The 22,568-nt window shown below is 46.4% G+C and carries 23 protein-coding genes; 21 read left to right on the top strand and 2 right to left on the bottom strand.

The window, feature by feature from the left end:
- Nucleotides 1-14 precede the first annotated feature (14 nt).
- The 3 genes from AC0NJP_RS04170 (at nt 15) to AC0NJP_RS04160 (ending at nt 1,652) form a co-directional block, all read left to right on the top strand.
- Entirely contained in the window at nt 15-782 is a 768-nt protein-coding gene (locus AC0NJP_RS04170) for a TPM domain-containing protein (protein WP_474698873.1), read from the top strand.
- 76 nt (nt 783-858) lie between these two features.
- Nucleotides 859-1,020, top strand: a complete 162-nt coding sequence (rd, locus tag AC0NJP_RS04165) for a rubredoxin (RefSeq protein ID WP_474038961.1) — start codon at nt 859-861, stop codon at nt 1,018-1,020.
- A 125-nt stretch (nt 1,021-1,145) separates the two neighbouring features.
- Complete coding sequence (locus tag AC0NJP_RS04160) at nt 1,146-1,652, top strand: hypothetical protein (protein ID WP_474698872.1); 507 nt, start codon at nt 1,146-1,148, stop codon at nt 1,650-1,652.
- Between the two features lie 247 nt (nt 1,653-1,899).
- Here the strand turns inward: AC0NJP_RS04160 and AC0NJP_RS04155 are convergent, their stop codons facing one another.
- Nucleotides 1,900-2,757 carry a MurR/RpiR family transcriptional regulator gene (locus tag AC0NJP_RS04155; protein ID WP_474038959.1) on the bottom strand — a complete coding sequence of 286 codons (858 nt, stop codon included), beginning with the start codon at nt 2,755-2,757 and terminating at the stop codon, nt 1,900-1,902.
- A 315-nt stretch (nt 2,758-3,072) separates the two neighbouring features.
- On the opposite strand from AC0NJP_RS04155, the gene AC0NJP_RS04150 reads away from it, so the two are divergent.
- The 11 genes from AC0NJP_RS04150 (at nt 3,073) to AC0NJP_RS04100 (ending at nt 13,967) form a co-directional block, all read left to right on the top strand.
- Nucleotides 3,073-4,776, top strand: a complete 1,704-nt coding sequence (locus tag AC0NJP_RS04150; protein ID WP_474698871.1) for a methyl-accepting chemotaxis protein — start codon at nt 3,073-3,075, stop codon at nt 4,774-4,776.
- Nucleotides 4,777-4,871: 95 nt separating this feature from the next.
- A complete protein-coding gene (locus AC0NJP_RS04145; RefSeq protein ID WP_474698870.1) occupies nt 4,872-5,675 on the top strand; it encodes a Cof-type HAD-IIB family hydrolase in 804 nt (267 codons plus the stop codon).
- A gap of 231 nt (nt 5,676-5,906) precedes the next feature.
- Nucleotides 5,907-6,398: a hypothetical protein gene (locus AC0NJP_RS04140; protein ID WP_474698869.1), complete on the top strand. Its 492-nt coding sequence runs from the start codon at nt 5,907-5,909 to the stop codon at nt 6,396-6,398.
- Nucleotides 6,376-7,158, top strand: a complete 783-nt coding sequence (locus AC0NJP_RS04135) for a 6-carboxyhexanoate--CoA ligase (protein ID WP_474698868.1) — start codon at nt 6,376-6,378, stop codon at nt 7,156-7,158. Before AC0NJP_RS04140 ends, AC0NJP_RS04135 begins: the two co-directional genes overlap by 23 nt.
- Nucleotides 7,142-8,326 (top strand): 8-amino-7-oxononanoate synthase, encoded by a 1,185-nt coding sequence (gene bioF, locus AC0NJP_RS04130; protein WP_474698867.1) that lies wholly within the window; start codon nt 7,142-7,144, stop codon nt 8,324-8,326. Before AC0NJP_RS04135 ends, bioF begins: the two co-directional genes overlap by 17 nt.
- A 15-nt stretch (nt 8,327-8,341) precedes the next feature.
- Nucleotides 8,342-9,067, top strand: coding sequence for a dethiobiotin synthase (gene bioD, locus AC0NJP_RS04125; RefSeq protein WP_474698866.1), 726 nt, complete (start codon nt 8,342-8,344; stop codon nt 9,065-9,067).
- A gap of 76 nt (nt 9,068-9,143) precedes the next feature.
- Nucleotides 9,144-9,881 carry a PHP domain-containing protein gene (locus AC0NJP_RS04120; protein ID WP_474698865.1) on the top strand — a complete coding sequence of 246 codons (738 nt, stop codon included), beginning with the start codon at nt 9,144-9,146 and terminating at the stop codon, nt 9,879-9,881.
- Between the two features lie 82 nt (nt 9,882-9,963).
- Nucleotides 9,964-10,842: an RNase adapter RapZ gene (gene rapZ, locus AC0NJP_RS04115; protein ID WP_474038951.1), complete on the top strand. Its 879-nt coding sequence runs from the start codon at nt 9,964-9,966 to the stop codon at nt 10,840-10,842.
- A gap of 3 nt (nt 10,843-10,845) precedes the next feature.
- On the top strand, nt 10,846-12,207 hold the full coding sequence (locus AC0NJP_RS04110) for a gluconeogenesis factor YvcK family protein (RefSeq protein WP_474698864.1): 1,362 nt from the start codon (nt 10,846-10,848) through the stop codon (nt 12,205-12,207).
- Nucleotides 12,208-12,219: 12 nt separating this feature from the next.
- On the top strand, nt 12,220-13,176 hold the full coding sequence (gene whiA, locus AC0NJP_RS04105; protein WP_474698863.1) for a DNA-binding protein WhiA: 957 nt from the start codon (nt 12,220-12,222) through the stop codon (nt 13,174-13,176).
- Entirely contained in the window at nt 13,173-13,967 is a 795-nt protein-coding gene (locus tag AC0NJP_RS04100) for a polysaccharide deacetylase family protein (RefSeq protein WP_474698862.1), read from the top strand. The genes whiA and AC0NJP_RS04100 overlap by 4 nt, the downstream gene beginning before the upstream one ends.
- On the opposite strand, the gene AC0NJP_RS04095 is transcribed toward AC0NJP_RS04100, so the two are convergent.
- A complete protein-coding gene (locus AC0NJP_RS04095; RefSeq protein WP_474698861.1) occupies nt 13,957-15,093 on the bottom strand; it encodes a metallophosphoesterase in 1,137 nt (378 codons plus the stop codon). The genes AC0NJP_RS04100 and AC0NJP_RS04095 overlap by 11 nt on opposite strands.
- A gap of 82 nt (nt 15,094-15,175) precedes the next feature.
- Here AC0NJP_RS04095 and AC0NJP_RS04090 point away from each other — a divergent pair, with 82 nt between their 5' ends.
- The 7 genes from AC0NJP_RS04090 to hypE all read left to right on the top strand — a co-directional run bounded on the left by AC0NJP_RS04090 (nt 15,176) and on the right by hypE (nt 22,563).
- Nucleotides 15,176-16,264 carry a copper amine oxidase gene (locus AC0NJP_RS04090; RefSeq protein ID WP_474038946.1) on the top strand — a complete coding sequence of 363 codons (1,089 nt, stop codon included), beginning with the start codon at nt 15,176-15,178 and terminating at the stop codon, nt 16,262-16,264.
- Between the two features lie 64 nt (nt 16,265-16,328).
- The gene (gene scfA, locus AC0NJP_RS04085; protein WP_474038945.1) at nt 16,329-16,469 is read left to right on the top strand and encodes a six-cysteine ranthipeptide SCIFF; all 141 of its coding nucleotides are present in this window, start codon (nt 16,329-16,331) and stop codon (nt 16,467-16,469) included.
- A 101-nt stretch (nt 16,470-16,570) separates the two neighbouring features.
- Nucleotides 16,571-17,935 (top strand): thioether cross-link-forming SCIFF peptide maturase, encoded by a 1,365-nt coding sequence (gene scfB, locus AC0NJP_RS04080; RefSeq protein ID WP_474698860.1) that lies wholly within the window; start codon nt 16,571-16,573, stop codon nt 17,933-17,935.
- A gap of 48 nt (nt 17,936-17,983) precedes the next feature.
- On the top strand, nt 17,984-20,260 hold the full coding sequence (gene hypF / locus AC0NJP_RS04075) for a carbamoyltransferase HypF (protein WP_474698859.1): 2,277 nt from the start codon (nt 17,984-17,986) through the stop codon (nt 20,258-20,260).
- On the top strand, nt 20,251-20,475 hold the full coding sequence (locus AC0NJP_RS04070) for a HypC/HybG/HupF family hydrogenase formation chaperone (RefSeq protein WP_474038942.1): 225 nt from the start codon (nt 20,251-20,253) through the stop codon (nt 20,473-20,475). The genes hypF and AC0NJP_RS04070 overlap by 10 nt, the downstream gene beginning before the upstream one ends.
- Nucleotides 20,462-21,553 carry a hydrogenase formation protein HypD gene (hypD, locus tag AC0NJP_RS04065; RefSeq protein ID WP_474698858.1) on the top strand — a complete coding sequence of 364 codons (1,092 nt, stop codon included), beginning with the start codon at nt 20,462-20,464 and terminating at the stop codon, nt 21,551-21,553. Before AC0NJP_RS04070 ends, hypD begins: the two co-directional genes overlap by 14 nt.
- Complete coding sequence (hypE, locus tag AC0NJP_RS04060; protein WP_474698857.1) at nt 21,550-22,563, top strand: hydrogenase expression/formation protein HypE; 1,014 nt, start codon at nt 21,550-21,552, stop codon at nt 22,561-22,563. The genes hypD and hypE overlap by 4 nt, the downstream gene beginning before the upstream one ends.
- Nucleotides 22,564-22,568: the final 5 nt, after the last annotated feature.

The raw sequence follows: 22,568 nt of genomic DNA, 5'->3' as shown, positions 1-22,568 counted from the left end.
GTGAGGCGATTAGCTTGAAGAAATGGCTTATCGGATTACTGCTTCTTACAAGCTTGCTTTTGCCTTCGCTGGCAGCGGCGCAGGTTGCCATTCCGCCTGCGCCGACATCAAGCATTTACGTACAGGATTACGCTGGCGTTTTAGGGGCGGAAGCAAAGAATAAAATCAATGAAGTCGGGGCAAGATTAGCAGCGAAAACAAAGGCTCAGGTTGTTGTGGTTACCTTAAAATCGACAGAAGGACAAGCCATTGACGAACTGGGCCTTGCTTTTTTACGACAGTGGGGTATTGGCGATAAGAAATTAAATAATGGCGTAGTCTTGCTTGTGGCGATAAATGATCGGCAATCGCGCATTGAAGTCGGTTATGGTCTGGAGGGCGCGTTGCCTGACGGCAAAACCGGGCGCATTCAAGATGAGTATATGATTCCTTATTTTAAAAATAATCAATATGAGCAAGGAATCTTGAATGGCTATTTTGCTATCATCGGCGAAACGGCGAAAGAATACAATGTAGATATTGCCCGACCAGAAGCGCGCGCTCACAGCACGGCGCAGCAGACAAACAGTACGAATATTCCCGAATGGCTGCAAATTGCCGGTATTGCCTTGCTAGTGTTGCTGTTGGTAAGTGACTGGGTATTTTTTGGCGGTTTTATAACTGGGATGATCTTATCTATTTTATTTCGACGCGGCGGCGGTGGTGGTTTTGGCGGCGGCTCCGGCGGAGGCGGCTATGGCGGTGGCAGCGGCGGCGGCGGTGGCTCAAACAGAAACTGGTAATCTGAGAATTTGTATGGTAAAATAATAATATCTTCATAATACTAAATAGCGAAAAGAAAAAGGAGTGTTTAGTGATATGGCAAAGTATGTATGCGTAGTTTGCGGTTATGTTTATGATGAAGCAGCTGGTGATCCTGATAACGGTTTAGCACCAGGGACAACTTTCGATAGCCTTCCAGATGATTGGGTATGTCCTCTCTGCGGCGTAGGCAAAGATCAGTTTGAAAAACAAGAATAGTAGTGATACAAAAGGTTCTGCAGCAGCAGAACCTTTTTTTAGAATATTTTAGAAATATTTCTAATTAGTATCAAGCTGTTTTGACCATAAATAGTTTATTGAATGTGTGAAGGAGAGAAGAAAGAGTGGAAGAAAAATTAAAAAGTGTTAGATGGGGAAGCTTGCTAGCTATATTAACTATTTTATTTGGCTTCTCTATTGGTGTTATTATGGGTGGGGCAGAAGAAGCAATAAAGCATTACTGGAAAGAATTGGCCCAGCCTGGCTTGGCAACACTTTACCAAAATGATCCGCAGAAAATTACTGCGCTGGTGGATCGGTGCTGGCGAATGTTGTTGCGAGCACATTTACATGGCGCCGCTATTGGTACGGCCATGCTGATTTTGAATTTTGTTTTGGCTTGTTTGAATGTAGGCGAGCAAATGAAGAAATGGGCTTCCTTGGCACTTGGTTTAGGCGGACTAGGCTATGCTTGCTCCTGGCTCTTAGTCGCTTTTCAGGCTCCTGTCGTCGGGAGTATACCTGCGGCGAAAGCAACCATTCATTTATTGGCCGCCCCTTCGATTGCACTAATGTTTTTCGGGGTTGCCGTTGTAATAGTTTTTGGCGTCAAAACACTTTTTAAAAAATAAACAAAGAAAAAGGCACTTATTTTCTTGCGAAAATAGGTGCCTTTTTCTTTGCTATGCGCCACGAACCCCTTCTTAAATTTTATAGATAGGCAAGGAGGAAGGATTTTCGTAAAAGCGGAAGTCAAGTGCTAACGTTGACGCGTTACGAAACCCATCTAGTTTTTAGTAACCAGGCCAAGGAGGAAGGGATTTCGTAAAAGCGGAAGTTAAGTGCTAACGTTGACGCGTTACGAAACCCTTCCTCCTCTTAGAGGCGTCTCATTGCAATGGCTTTACGGACTTTTTCCATATTATCAGTAATCGTATCTTGTTGCAGCAACATAACGCCCACATATAAGACATCAATAATTGCGAGGTGAATGAGCCGCGATGACATGGCTTCTGAGCGGTATTTTACCTCGCGTGACATGCCGTACAGCGAAATATGAGCAAGCAGCGATAAAGGCGAGCGCATGTGACTTGTCAGAGCAATGATTGTTGCGCCGCTTTCTTTGGCACAGGCTGCGGCAGCGAGAATGTCTTGATTGGAACCGCTGTGGGAAATGGCAAGGACTACATCGCCTGCTTGTAAGAGTGACGCTGAAGCTAACTGCATATGCGGATCGGCATATGCTCGTACGGCGCCGCCAAACCGCATAAAGCGGTGTTCAATGTCAGCAGCGATTACAGCAGAACCGCCACAACCATAAGCATCAATGCGACGAGCTTGTGCTAAAGCGGCAATGGCTTTACTCATCGCTGGTTCTTCCATGAGTTTTAAGGTATCCTGCAGTCCTTCAGCAATTTGTTGAAAGACCTTGCCGGCAATCTCTAAAACAGAATCGGACAATTCCACTTCATTGACAAGCGATTCAAAAGGCGTATATAAGTCGCTAGCTAAGGCAATTTTGAATTGCTGGTAACCGGAGAAACCTACTTTTTTGCAAAGCCGGAAAATCGTTGATTCTGCCGTCTCGATTGTTTCGGCTAGTTCGGTAATTGTCATATGGATAATATCGGCAGGGTGATCAAGAATAAATTGGGCTGATTTTTGTTCCGCCTTGGTTAGATTATGGAAGACGCTGCGAATACGCAGTAAGCAAGCTGATTTTGATTGATCTTTCATGATAGCGCCTCCGAACAAGAAAATATACTTTTTATTTTACTATAGACTTAGGAATAAGCAAAATTTCTTTTCTAAGTCAGCTAAAATATGACTACTACGGTTTCAAATAGGACAGGTTGCGGCTTTTCTTTGGTATTTTAATTATTGTGGTATCGAATGGTCCTATTGTTTTATAGCAGATATTTTGGACTGCAAAATTTTCAGTCAATAGTCTCTTGTAAAATAATGTTGTAAATAATAAAATGAAATTAGATAAAGTAGAAAAAAGAAAAAAATAGAAAAATGTGGGAAAATTACAGAGTAGGGGGACTAATTATGGGGAATGTTCGGTTTTCAATGGGGATGCAGCTTGCTTTAATGTTTACTGTAGTGGTTGTTTTGTTTATGGGCATTTTAGGATTTACTTTGCTAGAGTTTCGCCAGGCGGGACGGGAAGCTGATGTGATTGTCAATCGTACGGCAGTAGATCTTGCGACGATAAAAAGCGGTCATACAGAGTTTACGCGGGCTTTACTCAATATGAGAGGCTTTCTGTTTTATCCTGATGGGATGGCTGTTTATGAAAAAAATTATCGCGATAGTATCGTAAAGAGTTTGGATTTAATTAAGGAATATAATCAGACCGTCACTTCGCCGGAACGGAAAAGTGAGGGCGAAAAAATACAAAAGGCTTTAGAGTGGTATATAGATTATGCAGATAAACGGATGATTCCGGCAAGAAAAAGCAATGCGCCTAATTGGCTTGCTTTGACTGGCGAAGGGCGTAACGCCGTTACGGAAATTGATGCAGGATTTGCAAAATTAGCGGAAGCTCAGCAAGTTTATTTGGCAAGCCAAGGTCAAAAGATTGCGACTTCTTCGGAGAGAAATAGCCAGATAGCAGCAATTTTGAGCGGTGTTATTCTCGTTGTGGTTATTTTACTGATCTTTTTATACAGTCGCCATTTATCAACGCGGCTTGAGCGTGTCTGTCGTAATCTTGAGCAGGTCGGTCAATTGAATTTATCGGGCAATCCGATTCCTATTATTCGTAATGATGAATTAGGCGATATTGGTCGCATCGGTAATTCTATGCGTGAGTCTTTAAAAGGGTTTGTCAAACAGATTCATAGCAATAGTGAACAGTTGGCTGCTGCTAGCGAAGAACTTAGCGCTACGGTGACGGAACAAATGCGCTCGGTAGCTTTGATTGCACAAAGTATAGATCAAATTGCTGTAGGATCAGTAAAAAATGCTGATAGTATCCATACGATGTCGGCAACATTGGAAGAAATCTCAGCAGGGGCAGAGACGATTCGTCATGGTGCCAATGAAGTCGATCAGAGCACTAAGACAACGGCCGAAGCAGCTTCGCAAGGCATGGGAATGTTGCGACGCGTCGTGGAACAAAACGAATCTATTAGTAATAAAATGCAAGAAATCGATACAGTAGCGGCTGACTTATCGACGGGATCGGAAAAAATCAGTGGTATAGTTAGCGTCATTGACCAAATAGCTGGACAGACGAATCTGCTCGCTTTAAATGCGGCCATTGAAGCTGCTAGGGCTGGAGAAGCAGGTCGCGGTTTTGCTGTGGTCGCGGAAGAAGTGCGGAGATTAGCGGAACAAAGCTCTGAGGCGACGAAGGATATTGGTGATATTATTAGTCAAATGAGTGAGAAAATCGCCTATGCCGTTACGGCAGTCAAAGAAAGTACGAAGGAAGCTGAACAGGGGCAGGTATCGGCAATTGATACGCAAAAAGGCTTTGAAAGTATTCTACAGCGGCTAGCCGATGTTCAGAAGGGAATTGGCCATATTGCTTTGTCTGTTGCGGAAACGGCCCAAGGGACGCAGTCGATGGTGCAGAATGTGGAAAGCATTAGCTCAATAGCTGCTGTTGCGGCTACCAGTGCTGATCAAGTTGCGCAAACGGCTCATCAGCAAAGTCGGGGGATGGAAGAGATTAATAGCAGTGCTGCTGATTTGGCGAATTTAGCAATGTCTATGCGGCAGATTGTAGAGAAGTTTAAACTCTAATCGGAAGCCATGACAGGAGTTTTTTTTCGGCATGACGAACAAAAGAGGGTACATATCAAGAAAAAATGGTATATACCAAGAAAAGAGGGGTTTTTATGCCGAAAATTCGCCTTGTGGCGATTGATTTAGACGGAACGTTATTGCAAGAAAATCTGACAGTATCGCCGCGGACGATTGCAGCGCTGCAAAGTGCTGTGGCCAAGGATGTAGTTGTTACCATAGCTACAGGCAGAATGTTTGCTTCTGCGGTGATCTTTGCCAAGCAGATCGGACTAGATGTTCCTTTGATCACTTATAATGGCGCTTTGATCCAATCCGCTTTATCAGGGGAGGTACTTTATCATCAGCCGATTCCTAGCCCGATTTCGAAAGAGATTCTTACTTTGTTTCAAGATAAAGGGTGGTATATTCAAGCCTATGCTGATGATAAACTCTATGTGGATCGGCTTAATGCGATTGCCAAGACCTATGCTAGTCGCGTAAAGGTAGAGGCGGTAGCGATCGGCAAGGATCTTTATCGGCTTGCTAAAGCGCCTACGAAGCTTTTAGGCATGGTGGGAGAACAGCAGGTGGCAAGCGTCATTGATGAATTACATCGTTTGTATCCTGGCGAGATTTACGCAACAAGCTCTCAGCCTGGCTATGTCGAAATTATGCATGCCGCAGTCAATAAAGGGGCAGCTCTAGATTTCTTGGCCAAACGATTCTCTATTTCACAAGAAGAAGTGATGGCGTTGGGAGATTCGCTCAATGATACAGATATGATTTCTTTTGCCGGCTGGGGGGTTGCTATGGGAAATGGCGCTTCGGCCGTGAAAGCGATTGCTCAGGCGGTTACCGACACGAATGACAATGATGGCGTTGCTAAAGCCATAGAAAAATATGTATTGGACATTTGATTCGTCTGAATTCTTTGCCTTTACTTTTGGTGAATTTTGCAGTATAGTGATAATTGTAAACTGAATAAAAATAATAAGTTAACCGTTGCGGCGTAGCTTTGGCGATTTTTATCGCGGCAGCGGTTTTTCTTTCGGTTTAATGTTAACCTATTAATTTTATTTGGTTTACGTAGATGACTACAAAGGTTTATTTCATATTATTCATGTTGGAAAGGCGGCCAAAGAAAAATTATGCGAGTACAGGATATGACAGTCACAGCACTTTTGGCGGCGCTTATTGCGGTATCTGGTTCGTTAAAGCTGCCGGGCATTCTACCAGGAACGGAATTTCAATTGTCAGCGCCTTTAGCGGTAGCCGTTTGCGCTGTCTATGGTTTTCGACGGTATTTTTTAGCGGGGGTTTTAGCAAGTTTAGCCATGCTGCTATTGGGGACGCAAACTATATTTAATACGGCGATTGCATTACTCTTTCGCCTAACAGTAGGCGCGGTGTTGGCACTTGGTGGAACATCCTTTATTACTGTTGCTATAGCTGGGCCTATCGCTTCGTTTGTGGCAAGATTGACGTTGATGTTGGTGATTGGGCAGGCAGCTTGGGCCGTTGTGTTTGCTGCTGTACCAGGCATGGTGTATACGGCGATTGCGGCTTGGCCGCTTACCTTATTGTTGCGGCGGGTTCGTCGGGAAACAGAGAGGGCTTATGAGCATGTTATACAGCGTTAAGATGCGTTCGTCTCAAGGTGGCGCGCACGAAATGGGCGGACGTCATATATCAGGCGCCGAACGGATTGTCCGTGAAGAAGTTGTAAAGCAGGCGGCGCTGGCGATGATTGAGCGGGCTTTCCGTCATAGTCGCGGTGCCGCCGATTTTATTAATCTGAAGATCGAAGGAATTGAGCAACCACAAATCCAGGAAATTCCGCTTTTGCCGATTGTTACTGGGAAAGCGGCAACGATTGAACAAGGGCGCGAACAGGCGATTTTAGCGCTAGTTCAAGCTGGTGTGACTGAGCGAGCAGCTTATAAGGGAATGGAAGCTCTGGCAGCTTTACCTGATAGCATGCGCGGGGCGATGATCTTGTCAGCGGTTGACGGACGACGCCTTGATTCTTTTGCTAAGCGAGGCGTTCGGGTTAGCGCTATGGATGTGGCTGACGGGCCGCTTTATGAGAAGTTTTTAGCGGAGCAGGGGCTTACGAATCTTCATGTTAGAGAGGCGCTGGTTCTGGCTTCGAAAGTTCAGGCGGCGCCTGGAGTTGTTGCCGAGCTATGTTGGTCTGATGATCCTGACTATACGACAGGGTATGTAGGATCGAGCCAGTGTTATTTTCGATTGCCCCACTTAAAACGCTTTGGTAGTCCTTCAGGCGGCAGAGCTTTTTTTGTTACTGAAGCAGTTGATTTAGACAAACTTGTGGATTATTTAGAGAATCAGCCTGTTTTAGCGATTCCTCAGGAGGCAGACCATGAAAAAATTCGATGAAATGGCGGCACAGTTGGCGGCGCTTGATGATAATAAGCTGCGGCGGCGCTTAGTGGACTTTGAACCAGTTACGCCAGCGCGAGTGCGAAAAGATGGCAAGGAATATATTTTATTTTCTTCCAATAATTATCTTGGACTGACTCACCACGAAACCGTCATGGCACAGACGCGTGAAGCGGTAGCCTACGGAACTGGTTCGGGCGGAGCGCGCTTGACGAGCGGCAATCACAGCGGCTACAGGCTTGTTGAGACAAAGTTGGCACAGTTCAAAGAAACGGAAGCTGCTTTGATTTTTAATACAGGCTATATGGCGAACCTGGGAATTGTCAGCGCCATGGTTGGCGAACAAGACATTGTATTCAGCGATGCCTTAAATCACGCGAGCATCATTGATGGTTGCCGTTTGGCAAAAGGAAAAACTGTCGTATACCGTCATAGTGATATGGACCACTTGGCAGAGCTACTTGCAGTGACGCCTTGTGCAGGCCAGCGGTTCATTGTAACTGATGGTGTTTTCAGTATGGATGGTGATATTGCTAAATTGCCTGAGATTGTGGCGTTAGGCGAACAGTATGATGCTTTGCTTATGGTCGATGACGCTCATGCCACTGGCGTGATTGGACCAGGCGGCAAAGGAACTTCCGCTCATTTTGGTTTAAAGGGCCGCATTCATTTAGAGGTGGGGACACTCAGCAAGTCGCTTGCGGCGGAAGGCGGCTTTGTTGCTGGCAAAACTCTACTGATTGACTATCTAATGAATCGATCACGTAGTTTTATTTTCTCGACGGCTTTGGCGCCGCAAACTTTGGCAGCGGCAGCGGCAGCGATCGATGTCTTAGTGGCTGAGCCAGGAATTGTTCAAATCCTTGCAGCGAAAAGTGAATATTTTAAAATGCTGTTACAGTCCTACAAGGTACCGATTATGATTAGTGAAACAGCGATTATACCGATTTTAATCGGCGATGCCGCTAAAACGATGGAAGCTGCGAAAAGATTAGAAGCGGCAGGCTTGCTTGTTTCGGCAATTCGTCCGCCTACAGTGCCACAGGGGAGCAGTCGGTTGCGTCTGACCGTAACGGCGGCACACAATAAAGACGATTTGACCGTGGCGGCCCAAAAAATTGGGCAGGTACTGCAAGAAATGAAGCTACTCACAACAGACTTATAGAAGGAAGGCGAAAATGTGGCTGGTTTATTTATTACAGCGACAAGTACAGAAGTTGGCAAGACAGTAATTACTGGGGCAATCGCAGCGGCACTGCAAGCGAGGGGACTTGATGTGGGGGTTGTCAAACCCGTAGCTTCAGGCGGTGTTCGCAACGCTGGCGGTCGGCTTCTGTCAGAGGATGCGTCGTTTCTCATGAAAGCGGCCGGTCTTGGCGAAGCGGAGCGAGAGTTAGTCAATCCGCTTTGTTTGGAGCTAGCTCTCACTCCGGCTGTAGCGGCAAAAGTCAGTGGTGTTACTGTCGATGTGAATGTTTTATTACAGGCGGTCGCTATAATGCAGCAGCGTCATGAGTTTGTTTTAGTAGAAGGAGTTGGCGGGATTACGTCACCTCTTTGGGAAGACTATTTGTTGATTGATTTTATGCGAGAGCTACAGCTTCCTACCTTACTTGTAACCTGGCCGAATCTTGGCGCTATTAATCACGTTTTGCTCACGGCAGAATATGGTCGTCAGCGCGGCGTCGACTGGCAAGGCCTGATTTATAACGGATGGAATAAAGAAAAAACTGGAGTATTAGAGTCAACCAATGCCGACTATATTGAACGACTTGCCGCTATTCCTACACTAGGTAAGTTTCCTTTCTCACCCTCGATTGATGTCAGTACCGAAAAAACCGATTCGTTAGCCGCTCTTGCTGAACAGTACCTCCAGATGGATCAAATCATCAGCCTCTTTCGCTAAGACAGGAAGGAGGCTTTGCTTTTTTGACCGCTCTGTCCTATAATTGTAGTGAAAAGTGATGAGGAAGGTGATTTTTGTGAAATTTATCGCTGATTTGCATGTTCACACCATTTCCAGCGGTCATGCCTATAGTACGGTATTAGAAATTGCTCAGGCTGCTTCGAAAAAGGAAGGGCTAGAAATGATTGCTTTGACAGACCATGGTCCAAGTATGCCTGGAGCTCCCTGTGCTTATCACTTTAGTAATCAAGTGGCGATTCCTAATCGGGTGCATGGTGTTCGAATTTTAAAAGGGATTGAAGCTAATATTATGAATCGTGATGGCGGACTAGACCTGGATGACGATCGCTTAGCAAAGCTTGACGTAGTAGCAGCTGGTCTGCATACTTTTTGCGCCCCTTATGGTTCGATGGACGAAAATACGATGATGCTCATTAATGCGATGAAAAATCGTTTTGTTGATATTATTGTCCATCCTGGTAATCCAGAATATTTGATGGATGAAGCAATTATTGTGCAGGCGGCAGCGGAGTTAGATGTGGCGCTTGAAATAAACAATTGCTCACTAACGGCTGCGCGCAAGGGGAGTGAACCCCATTGCCACAATATCGTGAATTTAGCTAAATTGTATGGTGCGAAGCTTGTTGTTGGTTCTGATAGCCATTTTGCTGATACGGTGGCTGATTTTGGCGCAGCGCAAGAGATTCTTTCTACCCATGGGATTCCAGCAGAACAAGTCTTAAATACATCGGTTGAGCGAATTCTAGATCATTTAAATCGGCGCAGTAATCGTACGCATAAAGTCGTATTTTAACCATAATTTATAAATAAAGTTTTGTTTAGGTTTATTTGTTACTCTTTTAGTTGGTTATTTTTGCAGGAGGTGGTAAATTTTTATGGATAATATTCGTTTAGTGATCATCACCGGCATGTCTGGAGCCGGTAAAACACAGGTTGTTCGCGCTATGGAGGACTTAGGCTATTTTTGTGTCGACAATTTACCGCCCATGCTGATTTCTAAATTTTTTGACTTGTGCGCACAGTCTGGCGGTGGCGTTCATAAGATTGCCCTAGTTGTGGATATCCGCGGCGGTGAATTTTTTGACTCGCTTGTGGCTACCTTAGAAGAGATGGAGACACAAGGCCATTTATATGAAGTGCTCTTTCTAGAAGCCTCTGATGAAACGCTGATTCGACGTTATAAAGAAACGCGTCGTCGCCATCCTATGGCGCAGCAGGGACGGATTAGTGAAGGAATTTTAAAAGAACGGGAAAAACTTGAGCCGATTCGTGGTCGGGCAACTCATATTATTGATACGTCGGAACTCGCAACTAGCCAGTTAAAGGAGCGGATTATTCGCCTTTTTTCCAGTGATCAGGAATACGAACGCATGAATATTACTGTCGTTTCTTTTGGCTTTAAACATGGCATGCCGATTGATGCTGACATGGTCTTTGATGTGCGGTTTTTACCGAATCCTTTTTATGTCGAATCGCTGCGGCGTCATAGTGGTGAAGAAACCGATGTGGCGGCGTATATTGCCAAATGGCCCATTACCCATCAGTTTATGGAAAAGCTTGGCGGACTTGTCGATTTTCTTATTCCTAACTATATTAAAGAAGGAAAAAGTCAGCTGATTATTGCTATTGGCTGTACGGGCGGTCTGCATCGATCTGTTTATGTGGCGCGACAAATTCATGATGGATTGCGTAAAAAAGGCTACAAAGTGAATTTGGAGCATAGAGACATTCAGCATAATGTCGTTGAGGTGTAGTAGATGCATTATTTGAAGTGGCTTTATCCTGGCATGAATTTTAAACGGTGGCTACTGCTTTTTTCTGTCGGTGTTATTGCGGCAAGTCTAGGCCTAGCCATGGTGTTTAACTATAAGTATATTGGCTTTGTGGAAGAGACCATTTTTCGCATGGTCTATTTGAGTACCGGAAAATATGATTACACAGCAACCTTCGTAACCGGATCTATAATCATTGTCGTCGGTTTGATTATTATGCTTTTTGCCACACGCAAAATTATTCGATCGGTTGTGACAGTACTCATTCCTGATGGCGCTGATAAGCTTGTGGAGATGATTTTTGAAAAACGTAAATTGAATCGCGGACCTTGTGTTACCGTCATTGGCGGTGGGACAGGCTTATCGGTACTGCTACGCGGGATCAAAAGCGTTACAAGCAATATTACGGCCATTGTGACAGTCGCTGATGATGGTGGTTCGTCAGGTCGTTTACGCCAGGATCTTGGCATGATTCCGCCAGGCGATTTACGCAATTGTCTTGTGGCCTTGGCCGATACAGAACCGCTCATGGAAAAGTTGTTTCAGCACCGTTTTGGCGGTACCGGGAATTTAGCGGGGCATAGCTTTGGCAATCTGTATATTGCCGCCATGACGGAAGTGTTGGGCGATGTAGAGCTAGCCTTGAAAAAATCCAGTAAAGTCTTGGCTGTACGCGGCCAGGTTTTGCCCTCTTCCGTTGATACGATTCGCCTTGTGGCGACTATGGAAGACGGAACCATTGTGGAAGGGGAATCGCAGATTCCTCTCGTGCAAAAACGGATTCATCGCGTCGATATTGTGCCGCCTGATGTGAAACCGGTACAAGCGGCGCTGGAAGCGATTACCGAAGCCGATGCCGTCATTTTAGGACCAGGCAGCCTATATACGAGCGTATTGCCTAATCTCTTGATTCGGGGAATGGCGGAAACGCTGCGCCAAAGCGATGCCGTAAAAATTTATATTTGCAATGTCATGACCCAGCCTGGGGAAACGGACGGATTTACAGCGTACGATCATGTCAAAGCGATTCTCGATCATGTGGGTCCTTGCATTGACTATGTGGTAGTCAATAGCCAAAAGGTTGCGCCAGAACTGCAGGAAGTTTATGCGCAGCAAGGCGCGCGACCCGTTATGGCGGAAGACATTGCCGCTATTGAAAAATTAGGTGTAAAAGTCGTACAGGCTAATCTAATCAGTGAGACAAATCTTGTCCGTCACGATCCTGTTAGGCTGTCACGAACGATTATGTCGATGGTTTATAAATTAAAAGCCAATTCAGAGCGCATGAAGCTGCTGGATTACTACTTAATTAGCGAACATATCAAGGAATTAAAGGACGATAAATAGTTAGGTGAGAATATGTCTTTTCCCATTTCCTTTTCGAATACGGTAAAAAATGAACTGGCCCGCATGGTGGGTGGTAAAAGTTGCTGCCTAGTTGCTGAACTGGCTTCTTTGATGCGCATGGGCGGCAACATGGTAATTGGCGGTAACCAGACACTGGGAATTAATTTTACGACAGAGAACGCTGCTGTAGCTAGAAAATTTCTAGTTTTAGTAAAGCAGCGTTTTCAATTGAAAACGCAGGTCGTTGTTTCGAAAGGCCGTCGGCTCAAAAAAAATAATAGCTATTTGATTAAAATTATGCCAACGCCAGAAGTCATGGAACTTTTGGCACAGCTTGGCCTGATGCGCGAAGGTGGTATTTACTCTGGGCAGGACAAGGCTTTTTTTCGGAAGGCCTGCTGCCGGAAGGGCTATCTTCGCGGCGCTTTTCTCGGCGGCGGTTCAGTGAATCGCCCCGAGGGCGATTATCATTTAGAGCTTGTTACAAGTAGTGAAGAATATGCGAAAACTTTGGTAGGTCTCATGAAGTATTTTCAGTTTCCTGCCCGTATGACCGATCGCAAAGCTGACTTTATTGTATATTTAAAAGATGGCGATGCCGTTGAAGCTTTTTTGCGGCTCATTGGCGCTAGCGAAGCAGTCAAGACTTTTAAAAAAGTTCGCAAAGTCAAGGACATGCGCAATCAAGTCAATCGTCTCGTCAACTGCGAGACAGCAAATTTGCAAAAAACCGTTGATGCTGCTTTTCGTCAGGTCGAATTTATTAAACAAATTCAAGCCTACCAAGGACTGGGGAGTCTCCCCGCGAATCTGCGGGAAGCAGCGGAAGTACGTCTGAATTTTCCTGAGGCGACGCTGCAGGAACTGGTCGATCATTTGGGGGGGACGGTTGGCAAATCAGGAATGAATCATCGGCTGCGCAAATTAGCGGAAATCGCGAAAAACTTACCGGAAAGAGGACCCTTATGAGAAATAAATCTCTGTCAAAGCCGCAAAAAGCGCTTTTACTTGTTGGTTTACTTGTTTTGGGAATTTTGCTGGCAAAGTGGCATGTGGCTTATCACAGCGGCGTGCCGATTATTGCTTATCATGAAGTGGCTGAGCATGATCCCAGTGATCTAGAGGAAGATTATCGAATTTCACCGTCCGAATTTACAGAGCAGTTAGACTATCTTAAAGCGGCCGGTTATCATACGGTTTCACTCTATGAAGTGGCTGAAGCCCAGGCTGGGCGGGCGACGCTGCCAGACAAGCCGATCGTGCTGTCTTTTGATGATGGGTATGCCAATAATTATACGGCGGCCTTGCCGCTCATGGAACAGCAAGGCTTTCGCGGTACTGTTTTTGTCATTGTAAATTCGATCGGACAAGAGGAATATCTTACATGGGATCAAATCAAAGATATGCAACAGCGCGGCATCGAAATCGGTTCGCATACGTTAAATCACGTAGCCTTAGCGGAAACGCCATTGCCGCAAAAACAGCAGGAAATTGCCGGATCGAAAGCGGCGCTAGAGGCCAAACTGGGGCGACCTGTAGAATTTTTGGCGTATCCCTTCGGTTCTTATGATCAGGAATCTTTCGCTTTGCTCAAAGAAGCGGGCTATCGCGGCGCCTGCTCCGGCGTTTCCGGTTATTGGCTTGCTGGCGATGAACCGTATCGGCTAAAACGAGTAAACATGCATCGGCCGCGTTGGGGGCTGCTCGAATTCAAACTGCGCCTCTGGAAGGCCTGCTTCGTTACTCCCTTTACGGGATGATCGGGTCGGCAAAAGTAATCGTAAGATCAATGATTTCTGACTGGCTGCCAATGCGTAGCGGCGGGCCCCACGTTCCGAAGCCACAGGTGACGAGAATTTGCAGAGTTTCTTTTTGGCGATAGCCCCAATCTACTTCAAATACTTTGCCTGTAATCAAGCTATTCGGAAATAATTGACCGTAGTGAGTATGCCCGGACAGATGGAGATCGACTCCTTCCGTCCGGGCTTTGTCTAATTCGATCGGTTGATGATCTAATAGCAAAATAGGAAGGCGGCGATCGACCTTTGTTAGCAGGTTGTTTAGGGAGAGTCGGTTTTTGCCGGTAAAGGTTTTGCTGGTGTTATCGTCACGTCCCGCCAATACTAAGTTATTGGCGAGGATCACTATTTCGTCGCGCAAGACACGAATTCCAGCTTGTGTTAATAAAGCGGTAATTTCTTGAACTTGCCCATTGAGGTACTCGTGATTGCCCAGTACGGCATAGACGCCATAGGGAGCTTGGAGCTTTTTTAATAGCGGCAGCATCGGACGGCAAGTAAAGGCGTCGCCGTCAATGATGTCGCCAGCTAGTAAAATAAGGTCAGGTTGCAGCGTTTCTAGGGATTTCACAAAGCGCTGTAGGTCTTTTTTCGTAATGATGCTGCCTAAGTGTAGATCTGCTGCGAAGGCGATGTGCAGCGATGTAAGAGAACCGGCAGATTTAGCGATAGCAAGCTTGTAGGAGCGGATTTTTACCGTACGCGCTTGGTAAGCGCCCCAGAGGAGAATCAAGCTTAGTAAACAGAATAAGAACAAGGCGCTTAGGCGAGGGGTGGCGAGAAAAACAGGCGGTAGAAAAGGGTGGCGGCGATGCAGAAATAACAGCGCTTCACCAAGCAGGAGAAATAGCAGTAAATAGTATGAAATGCCGAACCAATAAGCACCTGTTTTCAGAAAAATATTCGCCAGTTTTGCCGATGAAGAGATTTTTCTGCCAAGTAAAAAAGCAAAAAACAACAAGAAAAGCGTAGCCCAGAGCAGCCCCGTGCCAAAAGCGGGCAGCTTGAGTAGGATCGTGAGACGAAAGCCTATGTAGATGTGGGCTAAGGCGTAAAAACCATAGAAAAGCATGACTCCCTTTTTCATTCGATCTTCCTTTCGCTCTAATGCCTTCCGTTTACAGACAGAAGAGCCTTTGCTATAATAAACGAGATAAGGGGGACGAGACATGAAAAAATTATTAGTACTTCTTAGTTCTGCTGTAATGCTCTTGGGACAAAGTGCTGGCTTTGCTGCATCAGCCCCGCTACCTGATAAAGTATTTGTCGATTCACCGGAATGGGCTTTGACGACTACGCAATATGGTGGAACGCTGTTATTATCAGACAGTCCAGAAACGGCGCCAGCCGATGGCGTTCTATACGAAGACAAAGTGCATGGCGATGTACGACTCTTTTTTCACCATGTGAATGGTACGAAAGAGCCGAAAAAGATTTTAGTATTACTTGAAAATCACGGTACAAAAGAGGCTAACATTAATGTGTATCGTTATGGTTTCTCAGGTCCCGGTCTTGCTTACGGTTTAATTGGCAAGGACGCGCAACTGGATTACTTGGCGGATCGCCATGAAGCTTATACGGTGTCGGTACCGGCAGGCGGCAGTTCTTTGCTCTGGGAGCCTTTACAGAAAATGACGGTAAAACCAGATGAACTCGTAAATGGTATTTTTGACTTTAAAGTCGATCAACCCATAACCGTAAAAACGGTTATGGTACCGGAAAAGTATAAACAGGAAACGATTAAATCGCTAAAAGTATTGCCGAATGATGAGACAGCGCTGCGCGGTACCTTTGCTGGTCGTGATAAGCTGCTTATCCCTAATGCGGTCTACAATCCGACCCAAGATGGTTCCGTCGTAATTACGCTAGCCGATAATGAAGTAGATCCTTATGTGATCGGCACAGATGCGACGAGTGGTCGCCCCGTGATGAATTATGGCAATTACGGTGTCATGTATCATGTATTTATGCCTTCTATTGATGGCAAACAAACCTTTAAAGGGTATCTAAATCCGCTTGGCGGCGATTATGGCGGTGCTTTAGGGATTAAGTATGATTTTAAGATTCAACCACCTGTGTTGACTCCGAAAGATCAGCCGGTATTTGGCGCTGATACGATTACTGCGGCGGAACTGTTCGGCACGTATCAGTCCGGCAAGTCGCTATGGGTTACTTTTTCACCGCCCGGCGCTTCCAATCTGCCGATTCGTCTGCTCTTTGTGCCAGACTCTCTTACGAAAGCGCTAGACAAGAAGTAATCTTGTTCGGCTAAGGGATCTATGGTACACTTAAAAAGAATATCCAGGTTAAGGAGGGACTACAATGGCAAAACATATTCTTACAATTAACAAAGAATCTTTGAAAAAGACCGTTTATACCGGCGGCTGCGGCGAATGTCAGGCATCCTGCCAGTCGGCATGCAAGACTTCTTGCACCGTTGGCAATCAGGTTTGCCAAAAGTAAGCTTTTAGCAGCCAGCCCCTGTTGACTTTTTCGCAGGGGCTTGCTTTTTTTATGACGCCTTCGGGCTGCTATAAATAGTGTGAGAAAGAAAGGATTGTACTATGCATAAGGGAATTCATAAATTTTCTTTAGACGGACTTTATATTGTCCTTGATATTAACAGCGGGATCGTTCATGTGGTCGATCAACTTGTCTATGATATACTCGAGGATTTTGACGGCGCCAATGAAGCTGTAGTGCTAGAAAAATGGGCTCATACTTATGATGCCGCTGAATTAATGGAAGTAATGGCTGAACTGAAGGAACTCGAAGCAGCGGAACAGCTTTTTTCGCCTGACTTAACAGTGCCGCTTACTTTTAGCGAAGAGCCAATTGTAAAGTCGTTGTGTCTCCATATCGCCCATGACTGTAATTTGCGCTGCGGCTACTGTTTTGCCGGAACGGGCGATTTTGGCCATAACCGCACCATGATGACAAGTGAAGTAGGCAAACGAGCTGTGGAGTTTATTATTGAACATAGCGGCACGCGCAAGCATTGTGAAATTGATTTCTTCGGCGGCGAGCCGCTCATGAATCTTGATGTCGTTAAAGAGATTGTCGCTTATGTACGTAAACGCGAGCAAGAAGCAGGCAAAATCTTTAAACTGACCCTTACGACAAATGCCGTCTTATTAAATGATGCCGTTATTGAATACTTAAATGAAAATAATATTAGTTTGGTGCTGAGCATGGATGGGCGCGAAGAGGTTCATGACGCTATGCGGCCTTATCCAGGCGGCAAGGGCAGTTTTGCTCAAGTGCAGCCCAATATTTCCAAGGCGATTTTTTCGCGTAATAACCAAAACTACTATTTGCGGGGCACTTATACCGCTAAGAATCTCGATTTTGCCAGTGATGTGTTAGCTATGGCCGACATGGGCTTTAAAGAATTATCAGTAGAGCCTGTAGTGGAAAAATCGGCTGACTATCGTTTGACCGAAGAACATCTGCCAGCGATTGCCGCCGAATATGAAAAATTGGCTAAAGCCTATTTAGAACGGAAGTTTGCTGGTAATGGCTTTGAATTTTTCCATTTTAACGTAGATCTTGACCATGGACCGTGTGTTGCCAAACGGCTGAGCGGTTGTGGCGCTGGTCATGAATATTATGCGGTTACGCCAGACGGAGATTTATATCCCTGTCATCAGTTCGTAGGCCGTGATGAATACAAGCTAGGTACAGTATTTACGGGCGTGCAGAATCAGGAACTGCCACTGAAATTCCGACAGGCTCATGTTTTAAATAAACCGGCTTGTGCGAATTGCTGGGCCCGTTTTTACTGCAGCGGCGGTTGTCACGCCAATGCGGATCTTTTCCATCATGATATTACTAAGCCTTATGAATTAGGCTGTGAACTGCAGAAAAAGCGCCTAGAGTGCGCTCTGTATATTCAGGCAAAGTTGGCTATGGAGCAGGAAAAGAAATAGCAGATGGTGAATTTTTAATAATATACTAAACCGATCCTCACAGGAGAAATGATGAAACGTCAACGACTTACTGTTCAAGGGATTGTGCAGGGGGTGGGTTTCCGCCCCTTTATTTTTTCTTTAGCCCAGCGTTTCGCGTTGGGGGGCTGGGTGAAAAATGATGGGCAAGGTGTAGTGATTGAGGTCGAGGGAGATGAAAGGTCCTTGGACGCTTTTAAGACGAGTCTGACGACCGAAAAACCGCCTCTGGCTATTTTATTGCAAGTGACTGTGCAAGACATTGCTACGACTAAGGCGACGGAATTTACTATCCTGGCCTCAGAGGAAACAGCGGATAAAATCGCTCTCATTTCACCAGATGTGGCCATTTGCCGCGCATGTGAGCAGGAACTGAATGATCCGCGAGATCGGCGTTATCACTATTCTTTCATTAACTGTACGCACTGCGGTCCTCGCTATACCATTATTCGTGATATTCCCTATGATCGGCCCCTGACGACGATGTCTGATTTTCCCATGTGCCCTCGCTGTCAAGCTGAGTATGATGATCCGCACAGTCGCCGCTTTCATGCGCAGCCTAATGCCTGTCCGGATTGTGGTCCGACTTATCGCCTTACCGATAATCACGGCAGGGAGCTGGCTAGCGAGTCGGCGCTTTTATGGAAACAGACGCGAGCCCTGTTACAGCAGGAGGCGCTGCTAGCCGTAAAAGGGATCGGCGGCTATCACATATGCTGTGATGCTCGCATGGAACGAGCTGTAGCGAAACTGCGGGCTAAAAAATTCCGTCAAGGAAAACCGCTGGCGGTTATGGCTGGAAGTCTTGCTGCCGTAAAAACTGTCTGCTTCGTTAATTCGGAGGAAGAAGCTTTGCTTACCAGTCGGGCAAGGCCTATTGTATTACTAAAAAAACGGCCGGAAGCGGGCAAAATACTTGCTTCTTTAGTAGCGCCTGACAATGAATATCTTGGCGTGATGCTGCCTTATGGACCTTTTCATTATCTATTGCTAGAGAAAGACGATCTTTTAGTCATGACAAGCGGCAATAAAAGCGAAGAGCCTTTGGCTTATGACGATGTAGTCGCCCAGGAAAAACTGGCGTTATTAGCCGATTTCTTTTTAATTCACAATCGGGAAATTTTCCGGCCAGTTGATGATAGTGTGATGCGTCTTGTTCGGCATAAACCGTCATTTATTAGACGCAGTCGCGGCTATGTACCCTTGCCTCTGTTACTTGCCTGGGAGTTACCGCCCGTGCTAGGCGCCGGTGGGGAGCAAAAGAATACCTTCTGTTTGATTCGCGGCCGTCAGGCCTTTATGAGCGCTCATATTGGTGATTTGGAAAATGAAGCGACCTATCAGCATTATTGTGCTAATATTATGCATTTATCGCGTTTGACCCATATGGAGCCGGAGCTAGCCGCCTATGATCTTCATCCTCGCTACTTTTCCACGCAATATGTGGCAACGCTTTCGGGGCCCAAAACAGCAGTACAGCATCATCATGCTCATATTGCTAGTGTCATGGCTGAGCATGGTCTGGATGAACCGGTCATTGGCGTTGCTTTTGACGGTACTGGCTATGGCGCTGATGGCAAACTGTGGGGTGGCGAGTTTTTAATCGCCTCTCTAACGGAGTATCAGCGGATCGCCCATTTTGCTTATATTCCATTACCTGGCGGCGGCAAAGCGATTGCTGAACCGTGGCGTCTTGGTCTATGGGCCCTTAGGCAAATATATGGTGATGCGTTTACGACGCTAGATCTGGCACTAGTACAGGCGTTGCCGTCAGGCTGGGAGCTTGTGTTACAGGCTGTTGATAAAAAACTACAGGCGCCGCTTACTTCCAGTGTTGGACGTCTTTTCGATATGGCGGCTTCACTGCTGGGGCTGCGTTTTACAACGCACTATGAAGGACAAGCTGCAGTGGAACTAGAGCAGCTAGCTGCGAAGGGGCGGGGCCGATTGTTGCCTTATCGCGTTTCAACTAGGAAAGAACTCGATTTTCTGCCGACCATGGCGGCCTTAACGGAAGGGCTGTTGGCAGGAGAAAGTCAGGCTGATCTTGCCGCGTCCTTTCAATTGACCTTAGCGCAGGCTGCTGTGGATCAGGTGATTGCCATCAGCCGAGATCATAAGCTTACCAAAGTCGCTCTGAGCGGCGGCGTCTTTCAAAATATTTTTTTACTGGAATATATGATTGAGAAACTTGAGACTCAAGGACTTCAGGTTTATTGGAATCAACAAGTTCCGGCGAATGACGGTGGCTTGGCTTTAGGACAGGCGGTCATCGCCGGTATGAGGAGGGTACGAGGATGTGTTTAGCAGTTCCCGGAAAAATTCTGTCGCGTGAAGAATATAGCGCTGAAGTGGATGTCACTGGCGTTACGCGTCAAATTAGTCTCATGTTGCTACCTGAGGCTGCCATTGGCGATTATGTACTGATTCATGCGGGCTTTGCCATTCAGGTCATTGATGCGGCAGAGGCCGAAAAAACCATGGAATTATTTAGGGAGATAGCAGCGCATGAAGCCATCTGACCAGGAAATGAAACAAGCGGCAGCAAACATTGCGGCAGAGCTGGCCTTACTCGATCGACCAGTGAGATTCATGGAAGTTTGCGGCACTCATACAGTCTCTATTTTTAAAGCGGGAATTCGTCAACTTTTGCCGGAAAATATTGAGCTTGTCAGCGGTCCAGGTTGTCCGGTCTGCGTGACTGGAAGCGCTTATATGGATCAAGCGATTCTCTATAGTCGCTGTAGTGATGTGATTATTGCAACTTTTGGCGATATGCTGAAAGTGCCGGGATCGTTAGGCACTTTGCTACAGGAAAAAGCGCAAGGCGCCGATATTCGTATCGTCTATTCGCCCTTAGACAGTCTGAAAATTGCCCGAGAAGAACCAGATAAAACGGTTGTTTTTTTAGCTGTCGGCTTTGAGACAACAACACCAACAGCAGCGGCTACCATTCTTACGGCGCAGCAGGAAAATTTGCGAAATTTTGCTGTATTACCAGCTCATAAGCTGGTGCCGCCAGCATTAAAAGCCTTATTAGATGACCCACTTACGAAAATTGACGGATTTTTACTGCCAGGTCATGTTTGTGCTGTGACGGGTCTTGCGCCCTTTGATTTTCTAGCGGAGCAGTATCACATGCCTGCGGTTGTTGCTGGATTTGACCCGCTTGATATTCTACAAGCTGTGGCGCAACTAGCCCGTCAGGCTACTTCCGGCGAAGCCAGATTGGAAAATGAGTATAGACGCGTAGTGAAATCAATCGGAAATCCTGTGGCCAGCCAGCTTGTTGATACAGTCTATGAACCGGTCGATGCAATCTGGCGCGGCATTGGTTCAGTACCGCTTTCCGGCTTGGCTTTACGGGAAGCTTATCAGGACTTTGATATTAGAAATCGTCTGCCTTTGCCGCCAGTTACAGCGGCGGAACCAGCAGGTTGTCGCTGCGGCGAGGTCTTGAAGGGGCGAATTACGCCGCCGTCTTGTCCGCTGTTTCGGCAGGTTTGTCGACCAGAGAGTCCTGTAGGCGCCTGCATGGTCAGTGTGGAAGGAACATGCGCAGCATGGTATAAATACGGCGATAGCAGGTGGTCAATATGAAGGAAAAAGAATTTATTGAAATGGCTCATGGCAGTGGCGGCAGGCTGAGCCAAGAGTTAATTGAATCAGTCATGATGCCTGCTTTTGCCAATGAGATGTTGGAAGCGCGTCATGATGGCGCTCAGTTTACTATTGACGGCGCCAGACTGGCTTTTTCGACGGATTCTTTTGTGGTTAGCCCGCATTTTTTTCCCGGCGGTAATATTGGTAAGCTCGCTGTGTGCGGCACAGTCAATGACTTAGCCATGAATGGCGCCGTGCCTCTCTATTTGAGCGCTGGCTTTATTATTGCAGAAGGATATCCGTTGGCAGATTTAAAGAAGATTGCTGCGGCTATGGGCGAAACTGCGAAAGCGGCTGGGGTACAGATTGTTACAGGCGATACGAAAGTAGTCGAGCGCGGTTTGGCTGACGGACTTTATATTAATACGGCTGGCGTTGGGCGGATTTTGCCTAAGGTACAGATTTCAGCTGATTTGGCAGCGCCAAGCCAGGCCGTACTGATCAGCGGGACATTAGGAGAGCATGCGTTGGCGGTGATGAAAGAGCGTCACGGCTTGACTTTTCCCGCAGAAATAGTGAGTGACTGTGCACCCTTAAACGGTTTAGCCGAAAGCCTGCTGGCTGAAGTGCCAGAAGTGGCTGTGTTACGGGACCCAACGCGAGGGGGACTGGCCACAACTCTCTGCGAAATAGCGGAGCAGGCGAAAGTCGGTATTTTGCTTGATGAGACAGCAATTCCAGTACGGCCGCAAGTGCAGAGCATTTGTGATTTATTGGGCTTTGATCCCTTATATCTTGCCAATGAAGGGAAAATGATCGTGCTAGTTGCTGAAGAACTGGCTGAGAAAGCGTTGGCAGTACTACGGCGTCATCCTTATGGTCAAGAAGCGGCGCGCATAGGTCAAGTCGTAACCGAACCGGCAGGGCAAGTTGGGCTTCGAACAACAATTGGAGGGATTCGCAAATTGGATATGCTGATTGGCGATCAGCTTCCTCGTATTTGCTAGAAGGG

This window comes from Pelorhabdus sp. sgz311002, assembly GCF_056134285.1.
This window is presented reverse-complemented; position numbering and strand designations above follow the sequence as displayed.